Below are 18890 nucleotides of genomic sequence, written 5' to 3'. Positions count from 1 at the left end.
CCGGCCCCAGCATGGAGTTTGAATCAGAAATTCCTCCAATTGGGAATCCCGATTCCGCTAAAAAACAACACGCTCTAGCGCCGGGCCTGGTGTCGTCGACCACAAGCGGACCGATGCTGGTGATCGAACCCTGGTCCTCCTGGGGGTGATGTTGCGTCCGGCGGAGACCAACAGCAGTCCGGCGCCGGCGACCTTGAAATTGCCATGAATGACATCGCGTCCCGCCGACACCAGCGAAACGTCGGTGAGATTGTTGTTCAGCATGAAGCCCGACACGTTGACGATATCCCTCCCCGCCTTCATCGAAATGGGTTTTGCTCCGCGGTAGGGCGAGACTGTGCCATCAAAGTTTGTAACGATGTCCCCCGCCGTCAGATTGAGAATGTCGCCATTCAGCGCGTAGAGACGAACCGGCACCGGATCGTCTGCATGCAAACGGAATGGAATGGATTGACCAAGATCGAACGACGTACTTGGCTTGGTGATGAATGACGGGTTCAAGGGATCAAACGATGCTGATGGATCGGCGGCGCTCACGGTGACCACAGCACCGGCACCGTAGATCGAGCCGAATGCAAGCAACTCCAGCATCCCGCGCGAAGCAGGTGCGAGATCGGCGCGGCCATTGAGATAGATGCTGCCCCTGTCCGCGATTGCGAACAGCGACGGAGGCATCGGCATTATCGCGGCGTTTGCGCCGCCGAGGTTGCTGTTGGTCGAGACCTGCTATCTTCGGGACCTGGCGCAATGGACTTGCGCTCACCCGGTTTGCGCCGGACGTGCGCGATCTGCAGCGCGAGCGGAAGCAGCAACAGCGCCAGCCCAGCCAAGACAAGGCTCGCCACGAGAGGGTTGGCAAAGAACACCCCGAGCGATCCCTTGGACATCAGCATCGACTGCCGGAAGGCATCCTCGGCCTTGTCGCCGATGACGATCGCGAGCACGAGCGGGGCGAGCGGATAGAACAGCTTCTTGAAGAGATAGCCGACGACGCCGAAGCCGAGCATCATGACGACATCGAGATAGGAGTTCGACACCGAATAGGCGCCGACGACACAGATGATCATGATCAGGGGCGCAATGATGACGAACGGAATCCGCATCAAAGCCGCAAATATCGGAACGGTGAGCAGCACGAGCGCGACGGCGACAATGTTGCCCACATACATCGAGGCGATCAGGCCCCAGACGAAATCCTTCTGGTCGACGAACAGCATCGGCCCGGGATTGAGGCCCCAGATCATCAAGCCGCCCATCATCACCGCGGCGGTCGCCGAGCCGGGAATGCCGAGCGACAGCATGGGCAGAAGCGCGCTGGTGCCGGCCGCGTGATCGGCGGTCTCCGGGGAGATGATCCCCTCGACTTCGCCCGTGCCGAAATGGCGGCCGCGCCGTGAGAAGCGTCGGGCGATGCCGTAGCTCATGAAGGACGCTGCGGTCGGGCCGCCCGGTGTGATCCCCATCCAGCATCCGATGGCCGCGCTGCGCAGCAGAGCGATGCCATGCCCCGGCAGGCGGACGACCGCGCGGAAGACTTCTTTCCAGTCGATCCTTGAGGAGACCCCGCGTGCGTGAAACTCCTCTTCGACGGCAACCAGCAGCTCGCCGATGCCGAACAATCCCATCACCGCCACGACGAAGCTCACGCCTTTCACGAGCTCGTCGATCCCCATTGTCAGGCGTACGCTGCCGGAGACGGTATCGATGCCGATCGCAGCAATCGCAAAACCGATCGCGAGAGCGACCACCGTCTTGATCGGCGCCGCGCCGCCCATGCCAACGAAACTGGCAAAGGCGAGGAAATAGACGGCGAAGTACTCCGGCGGCCCGAAGGCGAGCGCAACCTGCGCCACCCACGATGCGAGGAAGGTGATCAGAATGACCCCGACCAGGGCGCCGAACGCGGCCGAACCGAAGGCGGTGGCAAGCGCTGTCGTCGGCCTGCCGTCGCGCGCCATCGGATAGCCGTCGAAAGTGGTGGCGACCGACGACGGCTCTCCGGGAATGTTGAACAGGATCGAGGTGACGGAGCCGCCGAAGAGCGCGCCCCAATACATGCTCGACAGCAGGATGATGGCCGAGACCGGCTGCATCCCGAAGGTCAGCGGCAACAGCAACGACACGCCGTTCGGCGCGCCCAGGCCCGGCAACACGCCGACGAGAATGCCGAGCAGGACGCCGATCACCATCAGCACCAGATGCGGCACGGTGACTGCGATCGTGAAGCCGTGCAGGAGCTCCTGGAGATTTTCCATTCGCTCTCCTCCTCAGAGCCCGAACGCAGCGGCGAGCGCGCCGTGCGGCAGCGTCACGTGGAACATTCGCTCGAACACCACATACAGCGCGAGCGGCGTGGCCAATGCCATTGCCAGCGAGCGAAGCAGCGATTGATGCCTCGGCAGCGCCAGCACAGCGAAGACGTAGCCGGCTGAGGCCGCATACATGCCGACGATCGGGATCAGCGCCACAAAGAGAGCGGCAGGCACGAACAGCCCTGCGAGGCGGCGCAGCTCGATTGCTGTGATGGCCACGGGAACGCTTGCCAGCGTGCCGCCCGGCAGGACACCGCGGGCGAGATTGTAGAGGCTGCCAGCAACGATGATCACACCGGTCAGCAACGGAAAGGTGCCGGCATCGACCCCGGCGGCCGACCAGCCGATGCCATTGTCGAAGCTGGACACGACCACGGCGACACCGAAGCTGCCGGTGAGAATGGCGGTCGCAATTTCGAGAGCACGGCGTGAGATCATCGACTGCTCCAGCCCGGCGCTAAGCCCCGGATAGTTTCGCTCGACGTGGCCGACCGGCTCACTTGACGAGCCAGCCCTGCTCGGCCGCGACCTGCTTGATGTGCTCGAGATCCTGCTTGATGTAGCTGTCGAACTCGGTCCCGGTCAGGAAGGTGTCGACCTGTGAGGTTTTCTCGATGTAGTCCTTCCATTCCGGTGTCGCCTGCACCTTCTTCATGAGTTCAACATAGAAGGCAGTCTGCTCCGGCGTGACCTTGCCGGGCAGCCAGACGGTGCGGGGCTGCTCATACTGCGGGATGTCGAGCCCCTGCTCGACACAGGTCGGCACGTCGCTCCAGCCTTCGGTCGCGGTGACCTTGGGCCCCTGCGGCAATCGCTTTGGACTGAAGACACAGAGCGGGCGCTGCGTTCCGCCGCGCCACTGTCCCAGGCTTTCAGAGGGGTTGTTGACGTGAGAGTCGATATGACCACCCGCGAGCTGCACGGCGGCCTCGGCGCCGCTCTTGAACGGAATGTAGGTCAACTTGATGTGCCCGACTTTTTCGATCATGCGGGTCAGCACCTCGTCGGTATCCTTCGACTGCGCTCCGCCCATCTTGAATTCATTCGCGGCCCCCGCCTTCAGATAGTCGCTGACCGTCTTGTACGGCGCGTCCTGCTTGACCCAGAGCAGGAACTCATCCTGCGCCATCCCGGCGATCGGAGTGAGATCGGTGTAGTTGAAGGCGACCTTGGACACGAGCGGCTGCTGCCACGCGTTCGACGTGCCGAAGATCACCTTGTGGGGATCTCCGGCCGAAGCCTTACCGTACACATAACCTTCCGCACCGCTGCCGCCGCCCTTGTTGACGACTACGATCGGCTGGTCGGTCAGCTTGTACTTGGTGATGATGTTCTGGACCGCACGCGCCAGATTGTCGGTGCCGCCGCCCGGCCCTGCGGTCGCGACGAACTCGATCGGCTTCTGCGGCTGCCAGGCTGCGCCCGCCGGAATCGTGCCGGCGAGCAGGATTGCGGCGGCAGGCAGCAGAAATCTCGACGTGACGTCCATGGTTTCCTCCGGCTGATTTTTTGCCTGTTTTGTTTGTCGTATCGGCCTATCGCGACGTTGCGCGACCGGCTTTTATCGACCACCTGCTGCCGAGACGATTGCGCCTTCTTTCTCGAGCGCTTTGATCTGACTGTCATCGAACCCATACTCGGACAGCACCTCGCGCGTATGCTCACCATAGACCGGCGCGCCCGAACGCACTTTTCCTGGTGTCACGGAGAACTTGACCGGGAGCCCAATCGTCTTCACGGGTCCGAGTGTCGAATGCTCGACCTCGACGACCATCTCGCGTGCAAGCGTCTGCGGATCGTTCAGCGCTTCCAGCATGTCGTGGACAGGACCGCATGGCACGCCCTTCTCTTCCAAGAGCGTGAGCCAGTGCGCCCGTGTCCCCGTGCGGAAGCGCTCGCTCAAGACCGCTTCGAGCTCCTTCAGATGCGCCATGCGATCAGCGCCGGTCACGAAGCGCGGATCGGATGCAAGCTCGGTTGCGCCCAGCGCCTCCAGCATCAACAGCCAATTCTTGTTATTGGCGCCCCCCGACAACAAGCCAGCCGTCTGAAGCCTGGAATGCCTGGTATGGCGCGTTGAGCGGATGCGCCGAGCCCATCGCGCGCGGCGCCGTGTCGGTGGCGAGCGCGATGGTCGATTGCCAGTAGGTCTGCACCAGCGCCGCCTCATACAGCGAGGTCTCGACCCACTGCCCTTCACCGGTCTTCAGCCGATGCGTGTACGCAGCCAGGATTCCCATGCAGGCCAACAGGCCGGCGGTAATATCCGATAGAGGTGGACCACACTTCACAGGCGGGCCGTCTGGCCGCTCGCCGGTGAAGCTCATGATCCCGCTCATGGCCTGGGCGACCAGATCGAAGCCGCGGCGATTCTTGTAGGGTCCCGTACGGCCGAAGCCCGAGAGCGAGCAATAGATCAACGCCGGGAATTCCTCGTGCAATGCCTGATAGCCGAAGCCCAGCCGCTCCATGGCACCCGGCGCGAAATTCTCGACCAGCACGTCGGCACGTGCGATCAGCCGCCGCAGCACCTCCTTCCCGCCGGCGGTTTTCAGGTCCAGCACCACGCCGCGCTTGTTGCGGTTCATCATCAGGAAAGAGGCCGCCTCGTCGCCAATCTTCGGCGGCACCGAATAGCGGGTGTCATCGCCATTCGGCCACTTCTCGATCTTGATGACATCGGCGCCCATGTCGGCGAGCATCAGCGTGCAGGTCGGTCCCGCCATGACATGGGTGAGGTCGACGACCTTGAGGCCAGCGAGCGGTCCTTGCGGACGGGCAGTGGGCTGCGATTGGTTGCCTTGCATCGTCATATCCCTATCGCCCGCGCCATTGCGGTGCGCGGTTGTTGAGAAACGCGTCCAGCCCCTCGCGAAAATCCTCGCTCATGTAACACATGACGATGAGGTCCTCGCCCTCCTCGCGCGTCAGCCGCTTCTGCAAGCGTGCGACCGCCTGCTTTGTCGCGTTGAGCGTCAGCGGTGCGTGGCCGGCGAGGAGCCGAGCGACCTCATCGGCACGCCCGTCGAGCGCCGCGAGATCATCGACCACCTCCGTGAGCAGGCCGATCGCCGCGGCCTCGGCGGCTTCGACCAGCCGCGCCGTGAAGATCAGATCCTTGACGCGCGCCGGTCCAACGAGAGCGGCGAGCCGGCTGACATTCGACATCGACAAGCAGTTGCCGAGCGTTCGGGCAATGGGAAAGCCGATCCGTGCGCTTCTGGTGCCGATGCGCAGATCGCAGGCCGCGGCGATGCCGGCACCGCCGCCGGTGCAGAAGCCGTTGATCGCGGCGATCGTCGGCACGCGGCACTGCTCGAGCGTGGTGAGCACGCGGTCGATGCGGTTCTCGTAATCGACTGCATCCTGCGGTGTCGTGAAGGCACGGAACTGGTTGATGTCCGTTCCCGACGCGAAGGCCTTGTCGCCAGCGCCGCGAAGCACCAGCAGCTTGATTGCCCGATCGCTGTTCGCCTGCTCGCAGATTTCGGCGAGCCGCTCGTACATTTCGAAAGTGAAGGCGTTTCTGGCCTGAGGACGATTGAACGTGACCCGTCCAATGCCGCTCGCGACCTCGAAAACGAGATCTTCCGCCACGTCCTGATCCATTTCCTCTACCCAGTCGTTTTCCTAATTTTGAATGCAAAATAGGTAATTATCAAGCTGGAACTTCGGCAACCACGCCGATATTCTCCTCTTTTGAATTCAAATCGGAGGCTCGACGAAATGCTGCATGAGGAGGTCGTCAGCCGCATTCGCGCGATCCTGCTCGACGGCGAAATTCCGCCTGGCGCCCGAATTCCCGAGCGCGATCTATGCGAACGGCTGCAGATCTCGCGCACACCGCTGCGCGAAGCCCTCAAAGTGCTGGCGGCCGAAGGCCTTGTGCAGTTGCTGCCAAACCGCGGCTCCCGCGCAGCCAGGCTTACTGACAAGGACATGCGTGACCTGTTCGAGGTCTGCCAGGGGCTCGAAGCCTTGGCCGGCGAGCTTGCATGTGAGCGCGTCACCGAGGAAGAAATCGGTGAGATCGCCGCTGCGCATGCCGCGATGGCACATCACTATCGTAACGGCGATCTGATTCAGTACTACCGCTGCAACCGGGCCATCCACGAGGCGATCGTGGCGGCGGCCGGCAATCCCGTGCTCGTCGGTCTGTACAATTCGGTCACCGCGCGTATTCGGCGCGCGCGCTATGTCACGCCGATGACGTCGGACCGTTGGGCGTTGGCGCTTCACGAGCACGAAGCGATCCTCAACGCGCTGCAGCGTCGCGACGGCGTCGGCCTCTCCCACATCTTGCGCACCCATCTCCGTCACAAGCGCGAGGAGGTTCTGCAGGCGGGGTTCGCCGAGACGGAAAGCGGCGATCCCACCATGCCGCCGGATCGAGCCCGGGTCTGAAATCGGCCAGCCTGCTCTCAGCAGGCGGCCAGCGAGTCATCCTAGCAGAGCCTTCGGAAGCTTATGCATGATTTCCATCACGCCAGGCGCTCCCTCGCCGGGCGTCAGGTGCGCCGTAGCCGCCTTGGCCGCGGCGGATGGATCCTGTTCGAGAATGGCTTGGAGGATCAGGCCATGATATTGATAAGCTTTACTGATGTAGCCCATCGCATCGAACGAATGATTGCGATAGGCGCTGGTTCGCGTACGCATGCGCAGGATCTCCTGGCGGAGATACGGATTGCGGGAGCTCGCATACAGCACCTCATGAAACGCCATGTTGGCCTGCTGCCAGCCGAGCGCGTCGTTACGTTCGACAACGCTGCGGGACGCCTTATGGGCGTCAGCCAAGGCCTCGCGCTCCTTGCTGGTCATGCGTTCGCAGGCGTAGCGGGCCGATAGCCCTTCGAGCTCCGCCAGCAACTCCCACACCGACAGGAGCTGTGCGAAGTCCATCTTCGACACGATGGCGCCGCCACGGGAGATGCTGGACACCAGCCCCTCGGCCTTGAGGCGCAGAATGGCCTCACGCACCGGCGTACGCGACACGCCGAATTGGATCATCAGGTTTTCTTCGTCGACCGGATCCCCAGGCAGCAACTCGCGCTGGCTGATCTGCCTTTCGACAACACTGTAAATGCGGTCGCTCACCTTCATTTCGGTCACTACATGGGTCCTTGGCAACTTCGGAACGCGATCGTCCGGGTCATGGTCGACACGTTTCGGTCCCCGACGCAAAAGGAAATAGCTTCAGTTCGAATAGCGATCGCGCTTCAGTCTGCCTCCATGCATGATCTCCACGCAAAGCGCGTTCCGTCATTGACGGGAAACCGGTACCCGGTTTCCCCCGATCCAGGCAAGCCGATCAGAGCGTCAAGTTGACCGTTACGGTCTTCAACCGCGAAAAGCCCTCGAGCATCGAACCCAGCGACATCTCCTTGCCGAGCCCGCTCTGCTTGAAGCCGCCATAGGGCTGGCCCATGATCTGGCCCTTGCCCTGGTTGACCTGGACCCAGCCGGAATCGATCTCATGGGCCATGCGGATGGCGCGCGACGTGTTGCGCGAGAATACATAGCCTGCCAAGCCGTAGTGGCTGTCATTGGCCATCTTCAGCACCTCGGCCTCGTCGGTCCAGGGGATCGCCACCAGCACCGGGCCGAAGATTTCCTCCTGAGCGAGACGCCAGTTGTTCGACGTGCTGGCGAACAGCGTCGGTATGGTGAAATAGCCGGCGCTCAACGGGCCCTCCTTCGGCGGCAGGCCGCCGGCGATCAGCTTGACATCCTTGTTCTTGAGGCCGTCTTCGATGTAACCGCAGACCCGACCATATTGCTTGTTGTTGATCAGGCTCCCCATGTCGGTGGCTTCGTCGAGCGGATTACCGATCTTGTAGCTGTTCATCAGCGCGACCAGCTTGTCGAGAAACTTGTCGTAGATCGACCGGTGCAAGAATAGCCGCGATCCGGCGGTGCATGACTGGCTTTGCCGCGTGAAGCGCATCGCGGATGCAACGCCCTGCACGACCCAATCCTCGTCGGCATCTTCGCAGACGATGGCTGGGCTTTTGCCGCCAAGCTCGAGCGATACCGGCACGATGCGGTCCGCCGCGCCCGCCAGGATGCTGCGGCCGACCGCGGTCGAGCCGGTGAACGACAGCTTGCTGATGCGCGGATGGGTGGCGAGCGCTGCGCCGCATTCTGGACCAAGGCCGGTCACGATATTCAACACGCCTGGCGGCAGATGCCGATTGCAGATTTCGGCAATGAACAAGGCGGCGAACGGCGCGTCTTCGGCCAGTTTGAGCACCAGCGTGTTGCCGGCGCACACGGCCGGCGCGATCTTGATCGACGACAATGTCGCCGGCGCGTTCCAGGGCACGATGGCGCCAACGACGCCGAGCGGCTCACGCCTCGTGTAGCTCAATATGTCATCGCCCAGCGGCAGCGTATCGCCCTTCAGTTCGCTTGCCAGACCGCCAAAGTAGCGGAAGACCTCCACGCAGGTCAGCGCCTCCGGACGCGCCTGGGTACGCAGCGCATTGCCGGTTTCGTGGGCGATGATGCGGGCCAATTCTTCAACGCGGACTTCAAGCTCGTCGGCGACCTTGAGCAGCGCCTTGCCGCGCAGAGACGGCGTCACCTTCTTCCAGCTCACGAAGGCCTTTTCCGCCGCGACCACCGCGCGTTCGACATCCTGCCCGGACGCACGCGGGGTGTGGGCGACCGTCTTCTTGGTGGCGGGGCATTCGACCGCCAGCGTGCGACCATCGACGCTGCCGACCCATTCGCCATTCAACAGTTGAAGCGTCGGTCCAAGGCGCACGGAGCTGTCCGCCTCGCTCAGGGATGCCTTCAGCCCTCCATTGATTTGAACTTGTACAGTCATGGTCTTTCCTTCCATCGTTATAGCAGCCACCGGCCGAGCCGCATCTTTCATGAGTAGCCGGCGGAGCGATCAGGTGGCACGTACGCCCCGATCGGCAGCGGCTTTCACAGCCGCTTTCTCGGCGCTTTTCGCAGCAACTCTATCGGCAACTTTCCTGGCCTCGCGCCGACTGCTGGTATTCTTCATGAGCGAGCCGACGATCCCGTTCGGCATCAGAGTCATGCACGCAATCAGGATACCACCATAGACCGCACCGGAGAACGCCTGGCCGAGATCCGAGGCATAGGACGGCACGAACTGCAGGAACAGGCCGGCGACCAAAGCTCCCCAGATCGTTCCGAGCCCGCCCACGACGATGGCCGCCAGGAAGCTGATCGACAGCATCAGCGTGAACGAGTCCGGGCCAATGAAACCGATCGTAAAGGTCGCGAGTGCACCACCGACGCCGGCCAGCATCGAACCAACCCCGAACACGATCACCTTGAGCCTGTTGACATCGACGCCCATCGATGACGCGGCCAGTTCGCCTTCGCGGATGCCGGCCAGCGCCCGGCCATTACTGCCGCCGACGAAGTTCCTGACCAGCCAGAAGACAACGACGGTAAACGCCAGCACCATGTAATAGATCCATGCATCCTGGCCCAGGGTGAACCATGCCGGCGGCACCGGCTTGTCGACCATCAGGCCGGCCGCGCCGCCGGTATAGGCCTTGAACTGCTTGACCAGTGGGATGACGGATACGGCGAGGATCAGCGTGATCAAGGCCAGATAGAGCCCCCGCAACCGTTTGGCCGGATAACCCGCCAGCACGCCGGCGATGAATGTGACAATCGCCGCAATCAGAACCCCCAGGACATCGTTGACGCCCAGATACACGACGCTAAGCACGGCCGCATACGACCCCAAAGCAAAGAAGGCATTGTGGCCGAGCGAGACCTGCCCGACATAGCCAGTGATCAGGTTGAGGCCCAGCGCCGCCACGGCATAGGTCATCACGCCGGTCAGTTGGAATGTCTGATATTCAGGAATCACAAGCGGCATGCCGAGCAGGATCACCGCCAGTACGAAGCCGATACCGATCTTGGTGACGGCCACATCGCCGTGCCGAACCGATTGCATGGCAGGAATTCCGATGCTGCTCATACGCGTACCACCACGGTGCTGCCGAACAGACCTTCAGGCTTGATGATCAGCACAGCGACGATCAGCATCAGCGGCAGCAGGATCTGCAGATCGGAACCGAGCCAGGGAAGATAAGCCATCGATAGGGCTTGCGAGATGCCGACGATGGCACCGCCAACAACCGCGCCGCGATAGCTCGTCAATCCGCCGACCACGGCCGCGGCGAAGGCGTAGATGATGATGGCGCCCATCATGTTTGGATCGAGCGTCAGCTTCGGGCCGACCAACAGGCCAGACACCGCCCCGAGCCCGGCCGCCAGTCCCCATCCGATCGCCATCATCGCCGTGAAGGGAACGCCGACCAGCATCGCGGATGTGGCATTGGAGGCCGAGGCGCGCAGTGCGGTGCCGAGCCGCGTATGCTGCAACAGCAGGAACATGCCGGTCGAGATCGCAATCAGAATTACGATCGTGCCGACCAGTTCGGCATTGAACCTGAGCGCGCCGATGGCGAAGCTCTTCTCGGGGAACGGGCTCGGCAATGAGAGCTGCAGAAATCCCCAGATCGCGCCGTTGAAACTATTGAAGGCCAGGAACAGGCCGAGCGTGACGATGACGATCGTCAATTCATCCCGGTGCTGAACCGACCGGACCAGCAGCAGATAGGCCAGCACGCCAACGATCATCGATACAACGATGGCAATGAGAAACGACCACCACAACGGCACGCCCCAATCGACCATCTGCCAGGCTATGTAGGCGGAGAATGTCGCCATCTCGCCTTGGGCGAAATTGGCGATGTTCGTCGTTCGGTAGATCAGCACCAGGGCAAGGCCCAGCGACGCGTAGATCGCGCCATCCCCGATGCCGTTGACGATCTGCTGAAAGAAGTACTGCATCGTCAGCTTCTCTATTCAGTTATTGGAGTAGCCTGCATGAGCCAAGACCGGTCGCGGATATTCAGTTACCAAGATAGGCAGCGCGGACGCCGTCGTTCTCGGACACATCTCGGGCCGTGCCCGACAGCACCATCGAGCCGGTCTCAAGCACGTAGGCGTCATTGGCAATCTCCAAAGCCAGATTGGCGTTCTGCTCGACGATCAGCATCGCGATGCCCTGCGATCGGTTGACGCGTTGCAACGCCTCGTAGAGGTCATCGATGATGACCGGCGCGAGCCCGAGCGACGGCTCGTCGAGCAGCATTACCCGCGGCTTGAGCATCAGCGCCCGGCCGACGGCCAGCATCTGCTGCTCGCCGCCGCTGAGGCTACCCGCCTTCTGCTTGCGGCGCTCGCGCAAGCGAGGAAACAGCGCGTACATCTGCTCGATGTCGGCTGCGATCTCAGCCTTGTCGCGGCGACGGAAGGCGCCGACCGCCAGATTGTCCTCGACGGTCAAATCGCTGAAGGTGCCGCGTCCCTGCACGCCGTGGGCGATGCCCAGGCGCGCGATCCGGTCGGGGCCCAGTCCCTTCAGGTCCTTGCCGTCCAGCAGGATCTGTCCCGTATATTTGACCATACCGCTGACGGCGCGCAGCGTCGTCGTCTTGCCTGCACCGTTGGCGCCGAGCAGCACGGCGATGCTCTTTTCGCCGACCGCGAGCGAAACGTCGTGCAGCACCGGGATGCGCCCGTAGCCGGCGCTAACGCCCTTGATTTCGAGAACGTTCACGCTGTTTCCCCAAATAGGCCTGGATGACGCGAGGGTCCGACTTCACGTCGGCCGGTTTGCCTTCGGCGATCTTGTTGCCGAAGTCCAACACGACGATGTCATCCGAGACATTCATCACCATGCCCATGTGATGCTCGACCAACAGCAAAGTCATGCCGAATTCGTCACGCACCCGGACCAGGGTCCGCGCGAGTTCATCGACCTCCGAATGCGACAGCCCACCAGCCGGCTCGTCCAGCATCAGGAGCGAGGGACGAGACGCCAGCGCGCGGGCAAGCTCGACCCGCTTGAGCGTCGGATAAGGCAGGCTGTCGATGCGTTCATCGTGCAGGTGATCGAGTTGCAGGCGTGCCAGCAGTTCCATCGCCGCGCGACGCTGGGCGGCTTCTTCGGACCGCCGCGACACCGGCACGAACGGCGCGCGCAAGAGCGAGGTGCGACCGTGGTGATAGCCGCCGAGCATCACGTTCTGCAGGACCGTCAGCGATTTCATCAGCGCCAGGTTCTGGAACGTACGAGCAATGCCGAGTTTCGCGATGTCCTTCGACCGATAGTGTGTGATGTCAGTTCCGTCGAAGGTGATCCTGCCTTCCGTCGGATTGTAGAGGCGGCTGACACAATTGAACAAACTGGTCTTGCCGGCGCCATTGGGGCCGATCAGGCCGCAGATGACGTCCCGCCTGACCTGGAACGATAGTGCATTGATCGCAACGAGGCCGCCGAACCTGAGCGACAGATTGTCCACCGCCAGCTTCGGCGGCGCCGTGGAAGCCGGCGCCGTCCGCGGGGAGAGATGAGCCGTTGAGCCGTTCATGCGATCTTCGTCCCCACGGTGAGGGCTAAGGGAAGCTGCTTCTCCAATCTCCCCGGCGTTACAGGCCGAGGGCCGCTTCAGCCTGCTTGGCGACGACCGTCATGTCCGAGCCAGGCGCCGCGCTTGCCAGCGCCTTGGCCCAGATCGCGGCCGTCGTGCGCGAGAGCTGGGCATCGGATCCCATCGCGTCGAACAGCGACATTGCCACCCGGACATCCTTCTCCATCAACGCGAGCGCGAAGCCGAACTGGAAGGTGCGGTCGATGACCGCCTTCTGCCAGACATGGGTGGTCTGGAAGCTCTGGCCGGACGACGCATCGATCACTTCGAGCATCGTCGCTGGATCAAGGCCGAACTTGGCGCCGACCGCGAAGACTTCGCTGGTGGCGGCGAAGGCTGTGGCAGCCAGCAAGTTGTTCAGTGCTTTGACCGCGTGGCCCGATCCGACCTTGCCGACCAGGAAGACCTTGCCGCCCATCTTCTGCAGCACCGGCAGCGCCCGATCGAAATCAGCCTGCGCACCTCCGACCATGATCGCCAGACTAGCGGCTTCCGCCCCCTTGACGCCGCCGGAGACCGGCGCGTCGATGAAGTGGACGCCCTTCTTGGCAGCGATCTCCGCGTTCGCGACCGAATTGGTCGGCGCGGACGAGCTCATGTCGATCACCATGGCGCCGGCGGGCAGATAATCGAGCAGTCCCCTGCCGCCATCGGCGCCATGCAGCACCTGATCGACGATCGCGCTTGTCGGCAGCATCAGGATCACCGCATCAGCCGAGCTCATGCCGCTCACACCGTCGACGATCCGGCCACCGCTTGCCCTAGCGGCCTCAGCCGCACGGGCCGCATCGGTATCGTAGACGAGAATGTCGGCGATCCCCTTCAGATGCTTCACCATCTGACTGCCCATGGCGCCCAGCCCGATGAATCCGATGGTCTTGAATGTGTTGTTGGTCATGGACGTTGTCTCCTCGTTGCGACGTGTCATTGCGACTTGGCTGGGGGTTCGTAGAGCGGCGTCTTGCCCTCGTAATTGAGGACAGGGCCGACCGGAACGAACTTCACGCCGTCGAACTGGGAGATCTGCACGGACTCGATCGGGTAGCCGTCTTCGGCACCATTGGTGTTCAGTGTGATGCCATCGAGCATCAGCGGCTCCTTCTGGTTCTTCATGCTGCGAGCTGCCTTCATGAAGGCCTCGCGGGTCGGCTGCTCCATCCGCTCGAACAGGCCCTTGGTCGCGTGGCAGGCGTACCAGCCGGCCGCCGCATTCTGGTCGGCGGGATTGAGCGAGCCGCCATATTGCTTGAGCTTGGCGACGTAGAGCTTCATGTCTTCGTCGTTGGCGTAGGCCGGGTTGGTCTGGTCCTTCATCCACTGGCCGCTATAGACGCCCTTGGCGGTCTCGACGCCGGCCGGCTCGAACACGCCACCGATGCTAGATCCGACACCCCAGATGATGTGCACCGGTTTCCAGTTGATTGCCGCCATCTGCTTGAGAGCCTGCACGACGAATTTCGGCGTGGTCGCATCGACGAACAGATCGGCGCCCGAAGCGGCAAGTCGGCTGATCTTCGCGTTGATCGTCGGTTCGCTATAGGTGTGTTCTTCGCGAGCGACGATGTTGAGACCAAGCTCCTTGGCCGACTTCAGGAACGCATCAGCAAAGAACGGACCGCCGCTGTCATCGTTGAGCAGCGCGATCTTGGCGTCCGGGAATTTCTGCTTGATGAACGCCGCATAGATCGCGGCTTCGGTGTTATAGGCGAGCCACGCGGCCATTGTCCAAGGGTTCTTTTCGACCTCGGACTTTGCGCCGAACATCGGGCCACCCGTTGCGATGAACATCTGCGGCACATGCTCGGCGTTATAGTACGGCCGCGATCCGAGATTGGCGCCGGTGCCGACATTGCCGACGACCGCGAACACCTTGGACTGGCTCACCAGCCGACGCGCATTCTGCACCGCACGCGCGGGCTCCATCGCATCATCCAAGATATCAAGCCGGACCTTGCGCGTCTTGCCGTCGCCGAACTTGACGCCGCCCTGCTCAGCATTGAGGTAATTGAAGCACGCTTCGGTGCCGCGGGCGATCGCGCCGTAACCCGCATTCGGGCCGGACAACGCGGCCGAGATGCCTATCACAATTTCAGTATCGGTAATGCCGTTCTCTGCGTGCGCCGGTGTGACGATGGTGGCTGTCCCCACCCCCAACGCTAACGACAACAGACAACCCCACGCATCGCGTGGCCGCGCGTGCGACATCGTCCTTCCTCCCTGATATTTTTTGGATGCTGCGCACCCTTAGCGCGAATTAAGACACGAAGTATTTTTTCGATCAAGCTATATATATTTATAAAGCGCCTAAGGATATTGCGCTGCGACGGATATTACTCGGTCGCGCCGATCCCGATGACGGCGTGGCCCCTGAGCGTACGATCGCTCCGCCGCTCATGCCTGCTTGCCCGCCGACGCCACCTGGCGACGCGCGCCAAGCGCGCCCTCTTCCGCAAGGCGTGCCAGTCGCGCGTCGTCGTAGCCGAGCACCTCGCGCAGAACTTCCTCCGTGTGCTGGCCCACGGCCGGCGCAACGACGGGATCCACGACCGGGGTTTCAGAATATCGGATCGGCAGGCTCACATTCGGCACCCATCCGACCGTGGGATGCGGGATGCGTGTCACGATCGCACGCTCCCGCGCTTCCGGAGAACGAATGGCCTCGCCGACGCTGCGCACCTGCCCGCAGGGCACGCCCGCCGCCCGCATCCGCGATTGCCAATACGACCATGGCTGCTGCGCGAAAGCTTCACCAAGAATCGCGAACAATTCGTCGCGCCGGCGAATGCGTTCGGGGCCGGTCGCGTAGATTTCGGCCGTGGCCATGTCGGCGCGGCCGATCACTTGCGCCATCAGCCGCTGAAAGATCTTGTCGTTGCCGCAGTTGATATAGAAGGAGCGGTCCTGCGCCTGGAACACGCCCGACGGGCAGGTATCGGGAGACGTGTTGCCATGCCGCTGTATATCAGCGCCGCTGAACAGATGTTGCAGCGTGGCGTAACCCGTCATCAGCACCGCGGTGTCGAACAGGGAGACCTCGATGGCCTGTCCGACACCGCTGCGCTGGCGCGCGACCACCGCGCCGAGGATCGCATTCGAGGCCATCATCGCCGTTGAGATATCCATGACCGGCGACAATGCCCGCACGCCTTCGCGATCGGCATAGCCGTTCATGGACACGAACCCGCTCTCGACCTGCGCGATCGGATCGAACCCGAGCCGATCGGCAAAGGCGCCGTCCCGGCTATAGGCTGACACCGAACAATAGATGACGTCACGTTTGATTCTGCGGCAATTGTCGTAGTCGAGGCCCAGTCGCTTCATCACGCCGGTCGAGAAATTCTCGACGACGACGTCCGCCGTGGCAATCAGTTCACGCACGACCTTGAGGCCTTCCGGCGACTTCAGGTCGATCGCGACGCTGCGCTTGTTGCGGTTGGTCCAGAGAAACGGAGCGCCGTGCCTGAGATCAGGATGCAAGGGCGGATAACGGCGAAGATCGTCGCCCTTCTCCGGCGCTTCGATCTTGACGACCTCCGCCCCCATGTCGGCGAGGATCATCGTGGCGAAGGGGCCGGCGATGAAGTGCGAGAAATCGATCACCCGAATTCCATCCAGCGCTTTTGGCGCATCGGAAGGGCGCGGCGCATGTTCCGGAAATTCCGCTTCGAGCTGATCCAGCATTCTTGCTCCCGTCGGTTTGTTGTTTAGATCTCCAATCACAGATCCAGCACGAGCGTCGCTGATTTCGAACCTGAGCAGCAGATCATCATTGTTTTGTTGGCCGCTCGTTCCTCCGCGCTGAGAAACTGATCGCGGTGATCGGGAATTCCTTCAATCACCCGGGTCTCGCAGGTGCCGCAGACACCTTCGGCACAGGCGTAGTTCGCTGTCATTCCTGCATCCAGCAGCGCGTTCAGTATCGTCTTGCCTGGTTCAACCGTTATCGTTCGGCCACTGCGCGCAAGCCTCACTTCAAACCCACCTTCGGCGGCCGGCTTTTCCCTTGCCTTGAAATATTCTACGTGCACGTGAGCGGCGGGCCGAGCAGTGGTCGCCGCTTCGAATGCCCCGAGCATCGACAGCGGGCCGCAGCAATACAGATGCGCTTCTGCAGGGGCGCCTTCGACGATCGCCGCAAGGTCGAGCTTGCGGCCGAGTGGCGCGTGGTCGAACGTCACGTGCAGGTTCTGTTGAACGTCCGGTCGAAGCGCATGCAGCTCGTCGAGGAACGCCGCGGCGAACCGAGTCCTGGCTGCGTAAAACAGCTCCCAGGAGCGACCTAGCATCTCGAGGCGGCGGATCATCGAAAGCAGCGGCGTGATTCCGATTCCGCCCGCGATCAGCACCGAATGCGCCGCGTTCTCCTGAAGGACAAAGTTGTTCCTGGGATGCGAGATCGTCATGATATCTCCGACCCGCACGGTGTCATGGATGAACCTGGAGCCGCCTCGACCTTCAGCATCCTTGTTGACCGCAACCACATAGCGCTTCCGTTCGCTCTGGTCGTTGACGAGGGAGTAGCTGCGGATCATTCCGTTCGGCAAATGCAGATCGATGTGACAGCCGGCGGTGAAAGGAACGAGGTTGCCGCCCCCGGGAGCGACCAATTCGTATGAATTGATGCTCTCGGCCTCGTAGCCGATCCGTTTGACACGGACCTGCATGGTGCTCTCAGCCATGAGCCCCGGCGCCTCCGCTTGCACGATGATTGCGCTTAATGCGAGCGGACGAGCTCACAGCTTGTACCCGAAATCGGCGCCGAGTTGCGCGCGCATGAAGCGGGCGCCGACGTCGACCCACGAGTCTTCCGGCGGCAGTTGCAGCGACACGGCGCGGACCATGAACACGTCGGGGTCGGTCACGCCCTTCGGCTTGGTGCCATGATCGCGATAAGTGCCGAGCGCTTCGAGCAGGAAGCGCCGCGTCATCGCAATGCCGGTGTCGCTGGAGCAGAGGTTCTCCTTGGTACGGTCGTAGATCGGCGAAACACCGCTTTGACAAGCGCCGTCCTGCACCCACAGTCCGGGTAACCCCGAGAACCAGGTGGTCTGCTGCGCCTCATAGTCGAACTGGAAGCCGTTCTGCGGATTGTATTTGGTCCAGTATCCGGCGTAGGGAACGGTCACGGGGTGCTGGACGAGTGCATGCCTGCTGGCGTGCCCGCTCTCCCGACCGTTGTGCCCCTCTGCGAATATCTGACGGGTCTTCTGCGCCAATGGCTGCGAGGGATGATACGAGAACATGATGCACAGCGTATTCTCGTCATCGATCGGCACCCAGGCGTGCCCGCTCAAATCGGGGAACGGCGATAGTGGCGGGACGAGCGTATAGAACGGCAGGAGGAACTGGTTGACGCGCCAGTACAGTGTGTTCTCGTCGTAGTTCCGCCGGGCGGCGATGCTCATCCCGAAATCCTGCTTGATGCATTCAAACGTCGGACGGAGGTCGCGCTTCTGAATCCACGCGCTCGTGGTGCCCTGGGAGTCGAGCCGGCCGTGCAGCAGCGGCGCGTGGGCGGAATCGATTTCGCCTTCGACCGCCTGCAGCCAGTTGCACTCTTGGACGCGCACGGAGACATGCACCTGGTCCGCCGGCACCAGATTCCACTCCACGTTCGGAAGCGGCGGAGGGCTTGCAGCATCCGGCCCCATGTAGGTCCAAAGCATCCCGTTGCGCTCCCGGCAGGGATAGGCCTTGATCCGGACGCGCTCTTTCAGGCGGCTGCGAACCGGCTCGGCCGGCATGTCCGCCGCCGCGCCTGTCACATCGAACTTCCAGCCATGATAGACGCATCGCAATCCGCAATCTTCGTTGCGGCCGAAGATCAGCGGCGCGCCGCGATGCGGACATGCATGATCGACCAATCCGACGCGGCCATCGGTGTCGCGGAAGGCGACCAAATCTTCGCCCAACAACCGGATGCGCTTCGGCTGTCCGTCGTTGACGAGATCGGCTGACGGCAGAAAGGGAATCCAATACAGCCGGAACAGCTCGCCAAGTGGCGTGCCCTTCCCGACCCGGACCAGTCTTTCATTGTCTTCGTGCGATAGCATGACCTTCCTCCGCTCAATTCAACAATTCG

General features: G+C 62.3%; 17 protein-coding genes and 1 pseudogene. 1 reads left to right on the top strand and 17 read right to left on the bottom strand.

Annotated elements, in window-relative coordinates; genetic code table 11:
- Positions 1-57: 57 nt before the first annotated feature.
- The 6 genes and pseudogenes from ACZXDY_RS13160 to ACZXDY_RS13135 all read right to left on the bottom strand — a co-directional run bounded on the left by ACZXDY_RS13160 (position 58) and on the right by ACZXDY_RS13135 (position 5921).
- A complete protein-coding gene (locus ACZXDY_RS13160) occupies positions 58-582 on the bottom strand; it encodes a hypothetical protein (RefSeq protein WP_464345776.1) in 525 nt (174 codons plus the stop codon).
- A 98-nt stretch (positions 583-680) separates the two neighbouring features.
- Positions 681-2255 (bottom strand): tripartite tricarboxylate transporter permease, encoded by a 1575-nt coding sequence (locus tag ACZXDY_RS13155; protein ID WP_464345775.1) that lies wholly within the window; start codon positions 2253-2255, stop codon positions 681-683.
- A gap of 12 nt (positions 2256-2267) precedes the next feature.
- Complete coding sequence (locus ACZXDY_RS13150; protein WP_464345774.1) at positions 2268-2750, bottom strand: tripartite tricarboxylate transporter TctB family protein; 483 nt, start codon at positions 2748-2750, stop codon at positions 2268-2270.
- Positions 2751-2808: 58 nt separating this feature from the next.
- Positions 2809-3801 (bottom strand): Bug family tripartite tricarboxylate transporter substrate binding protein, encoded by a 993-nt coding sequence (locus ACZXDY_RS13145; RefSeq protein WP_464345773.1) that lies wholly within the window; start codon positions 3799-3801, stop codon positions 2809-2811.
- A 72-nt stretch (positions 3802-3873) separates the two neighbouring features.
- Positions 3874-5119 (bottom strand): annotated as a pseudogene (locus ACZXDY_RS13140) (CaiB/BaiF CoA transferase family protein).
- Positions 5120-5129: 10 nt separating this feature from the next.
- Positions 5130-5921 (bottom strand): enoyl-CoA hydratase/isomerase family protein, encoded by a 792-nt coding sequence (locus ACZXDY_RS13135; protein ID WP_464345772.1) that lies wholly within the window; start codon positions 5919-5921, stop codon positions 5130-5132.
- Between the two features lie 117 nt (positions 5922-6038).
- Between ACZXDY_RS13135 and ACZXDY_RS13130 the strand changes: the two genes are divergently transcribed.
- The gene (locus ACZXDY_RS13130) at positions 6039-6716 is read left to right on the top strand and encodes a GntR family transcriptional regulator (protein WP_028163133.1); all 678 of its coding nucleotides are present in this window, start codon (positions 6039-6041) and stop codon (positions 6714-6716) included.
- 36 nt (positions 6717-6752) lie between these two features.
- On the opposite strand, the gene ACZXDY_RS13125 is transcribed toward ACZXDY_RS13130, so the two are convergent.
- The 11 genes from ACZXDY_RS13125 to ACZXDY_RS13075 form a co-directional block, all read right to left on the bottom strand.
- Positions 6753-7412: a GntR family transcriptional regulator gene (locus tag ACZXDY_RS13125; RefSeq protein ID WP_464345778.1), complete on the bottom strand. Its 660-nt coding sequence runs from the start codon at positions 7410-7412 to the stop codon at positions 6753-6755.
- Positions 7413-7620: 208 nt separating this feature from the next.
- Entirely contained in the window at positions 7621-9141 is a 1521-nt protein-coding gene (locus ACZXDY_RS13120) for an aldehyde dehydrogenase family protein (protein WP_464345771.1), read from the bottom strand.
- A 69-nt stretch (positions 9142-9210) separates the two neighbouring features.
- Positions 9211-10236: a branched-chain amino acid ABC transporter permease gene (locus tag ACZXDY_RS13115; RefSeq protein ID WP_464345770.1), complete on the bottom strand. Its 1026-nt coding sequence runs from the start codon at positions 10234-10236 to the stop codon at positions 9211-9213.
- Between the two features lie 44 nt (positions 10237-10280).
- A complete protein-coding gene (locus ACZXDY_RS13110) occupies positions 10281-11162 on the bottom strand; it encodes a branched-chain amino acid ABC transporter permease (protein ID WP_028163130.1) in 882 nt (293 codons plus the stop codon).
- Positions 11163-11223: 61 nt separating this feature from the next.
- On the bottom strand, positions 11224-11934 hold the full coding sequence (locus tag ACZXDY_RS13105) for an ABC transporter ATP-binding protein (protein WP_028163129.1): 711 nt from the start codon (positions 11932-11934) through the stop codon (positions 11224-11226).
- Positions 11906-12748: an ABC transporter ATP-binding protein gene (locus tag ACZXDY_RS13100; RefSeq protein ID WP_456643466.1), complete on the bottom strand. Its 843-nt coding sequence runs from the start codon at positions 12746-12748 to the stop codon at positions 11906-11908. Before ACZXDY_RS13100 ends, ACZXDY_RS13105 begins: the two co-directional genes overlap by 29 nt.
- Before the next feature lie 58 nt (positions 12749-12806).
- A complete protein-coding gene (locus tag ACZXDY_RS13095; RefSeq protein ID WP_464345769.1) occupies positions 12807-13706 on the bottom strand; it encodes an NAD(P)-dependent oxidoreductase in 900 nt (299 codons plus the stop codon).
- Positions 13707-13732: 26 nt separating this feature from the next.
- Positions 13733-14974 (bottom strand): ABC transporter substrate-binding protein, encoded by a 1242-nt coding sequence (locus tag ACZXDY_RS13090; RefSeq protein WP_464345768.1) that lies wholly within the window; start codon positions 14972-14974, stop codon positions 13733-13735.
- A 225-nt stretch (positions 14975-15199) separates the two neighbouring features.
- The gene (locus tag ACZXDY_RS13085) at positions 15200-16489 is read right to left on the bottom strand and encodes a CaiB/BaiF CoA transferase family protein (RefSeq protein WP_464345767.1); all 1290 of its coding nucleotides are present in this window, start codon (positions 16487-16489) and stop codon (positions 15200-15202) included.
- A 35-nt stretch (positions 16490-16524) separates the two neighbouring features.
- Positions 16525-17511: a PDR/VanB family oxidoreductase gene (locus tag ACZXDY_RS13080; protein WP_464345766.1), complete on the bottom strand. Its 987-nt coding sequence runs from the start codon at positions 17509-17511 to the stop codon at positions 16525-16527.
- 30 nt (positions 17512-17541) lie between these two features.
- Positions 17542-18861: a Rieske 2Fe-2S domain-containing protein gene (locus ACZXDY_RS13075; RefSeq protein WP_464345765.1), complete on the bottom strand. Its 1320-nt coding sequence runs from the start codon at positions 18859-18861 to the stop codon at positions 17542-17544.
- Positions 18862-18890: the final 29 nt, after the last annotated feature.

The sequence above is a fragment of the Bradyrhizobium sp. LeoB3 genome (assembly GCF_055456055.1).
This window is presented reverse-complemented; position numbering and strand designations above follow the sequence as displayed.

Coding starts and splice junctions, on each gene's coding strand:
- ACZXDY_RS13150 (WP_464345774.1), bottom strand. CDS start 2,750: ATGATCTCACGCCGTGCTCTCGAAATTGCGACCGCCATTCTCACCGGC.
- ACZXDY_RS13075 (WP_464345765.1), bottom strand. CDS start 18,861: ATGCTATCGCACGAAGACAATGAAAGACTGGTCCGGGTCGGGAAGGGC.
- ACZXDY_RS13155 (WP_464345775.1), bottom strand. CDS start 2,255: ATGGAAAATCTCCAGGAGCTCCTGCACGGCTTCACGATCGCAGTCACC.
- ACZXDY_RS13095 (WP_464345769.1), bottom strand. CDS start 13,706: ATGACCAACAACACATTCAAGACCATCGGATTCATCGGGCTGGGCGCC.
- ACZXDY_RS13100 (WP_456643466.1), bottom strand. CDS start 12,748: ATGAACGGCTCAACGGCTCATCTCTCCCCGCGGACGGCGCCGGCTTCC.
- ACZXDY_RS13125 (WP_464345778.1), bottom strand. CDS start 7,412: ATGAAGGTGAGCGACCGCATTTACAGTGTTGTCGAAAGGCAGATCAGC.
- ACZXDY_RS13130 (WP_028163133.1), top strand. CDS start 6,039: ATGCTGCATGAGGAGGTCGTCAGCCGCATTCGCGCGATCCTGCTCGAC.
- ACZXDY_RS13135 (WP_464345772.1), bottom strand. CDS start 5,921: ATGGATCAGGACGTGGCGGAAGATCTCGTTTTCGAGGTCGCGAGCGGC.
- ACZXDY_RS13145 (WP_464345773.1), bottom strand. CDS start 3,801: ATGGACGTCACGTCGAGATTTCTGCTGCCTGCCGCCGCAATCCTGCTC.
- ACZXDY_RS13120 (WP_464345771.1), bottom strand. CDS start 9,141: ATGACTGTACAAGTTCAAATCAATGGAGGGCTGAAGGCATCCCTGAGC.
- ACZXDY_RS13085 (WP_464345767.1), bottom strand. CDS start 16,489: ATGCTGGATCAGCTCGAAGCGGAATTTCCGGAACATGCGCCGCGCCCT.
- ACZXDY_RS13110 (WP_028163130.1), bottom strand. CDS start 11,162: ATGCAGTACTTCTTTCAGCAGATCGTCAACGGCATCGGGGATGGCGCG.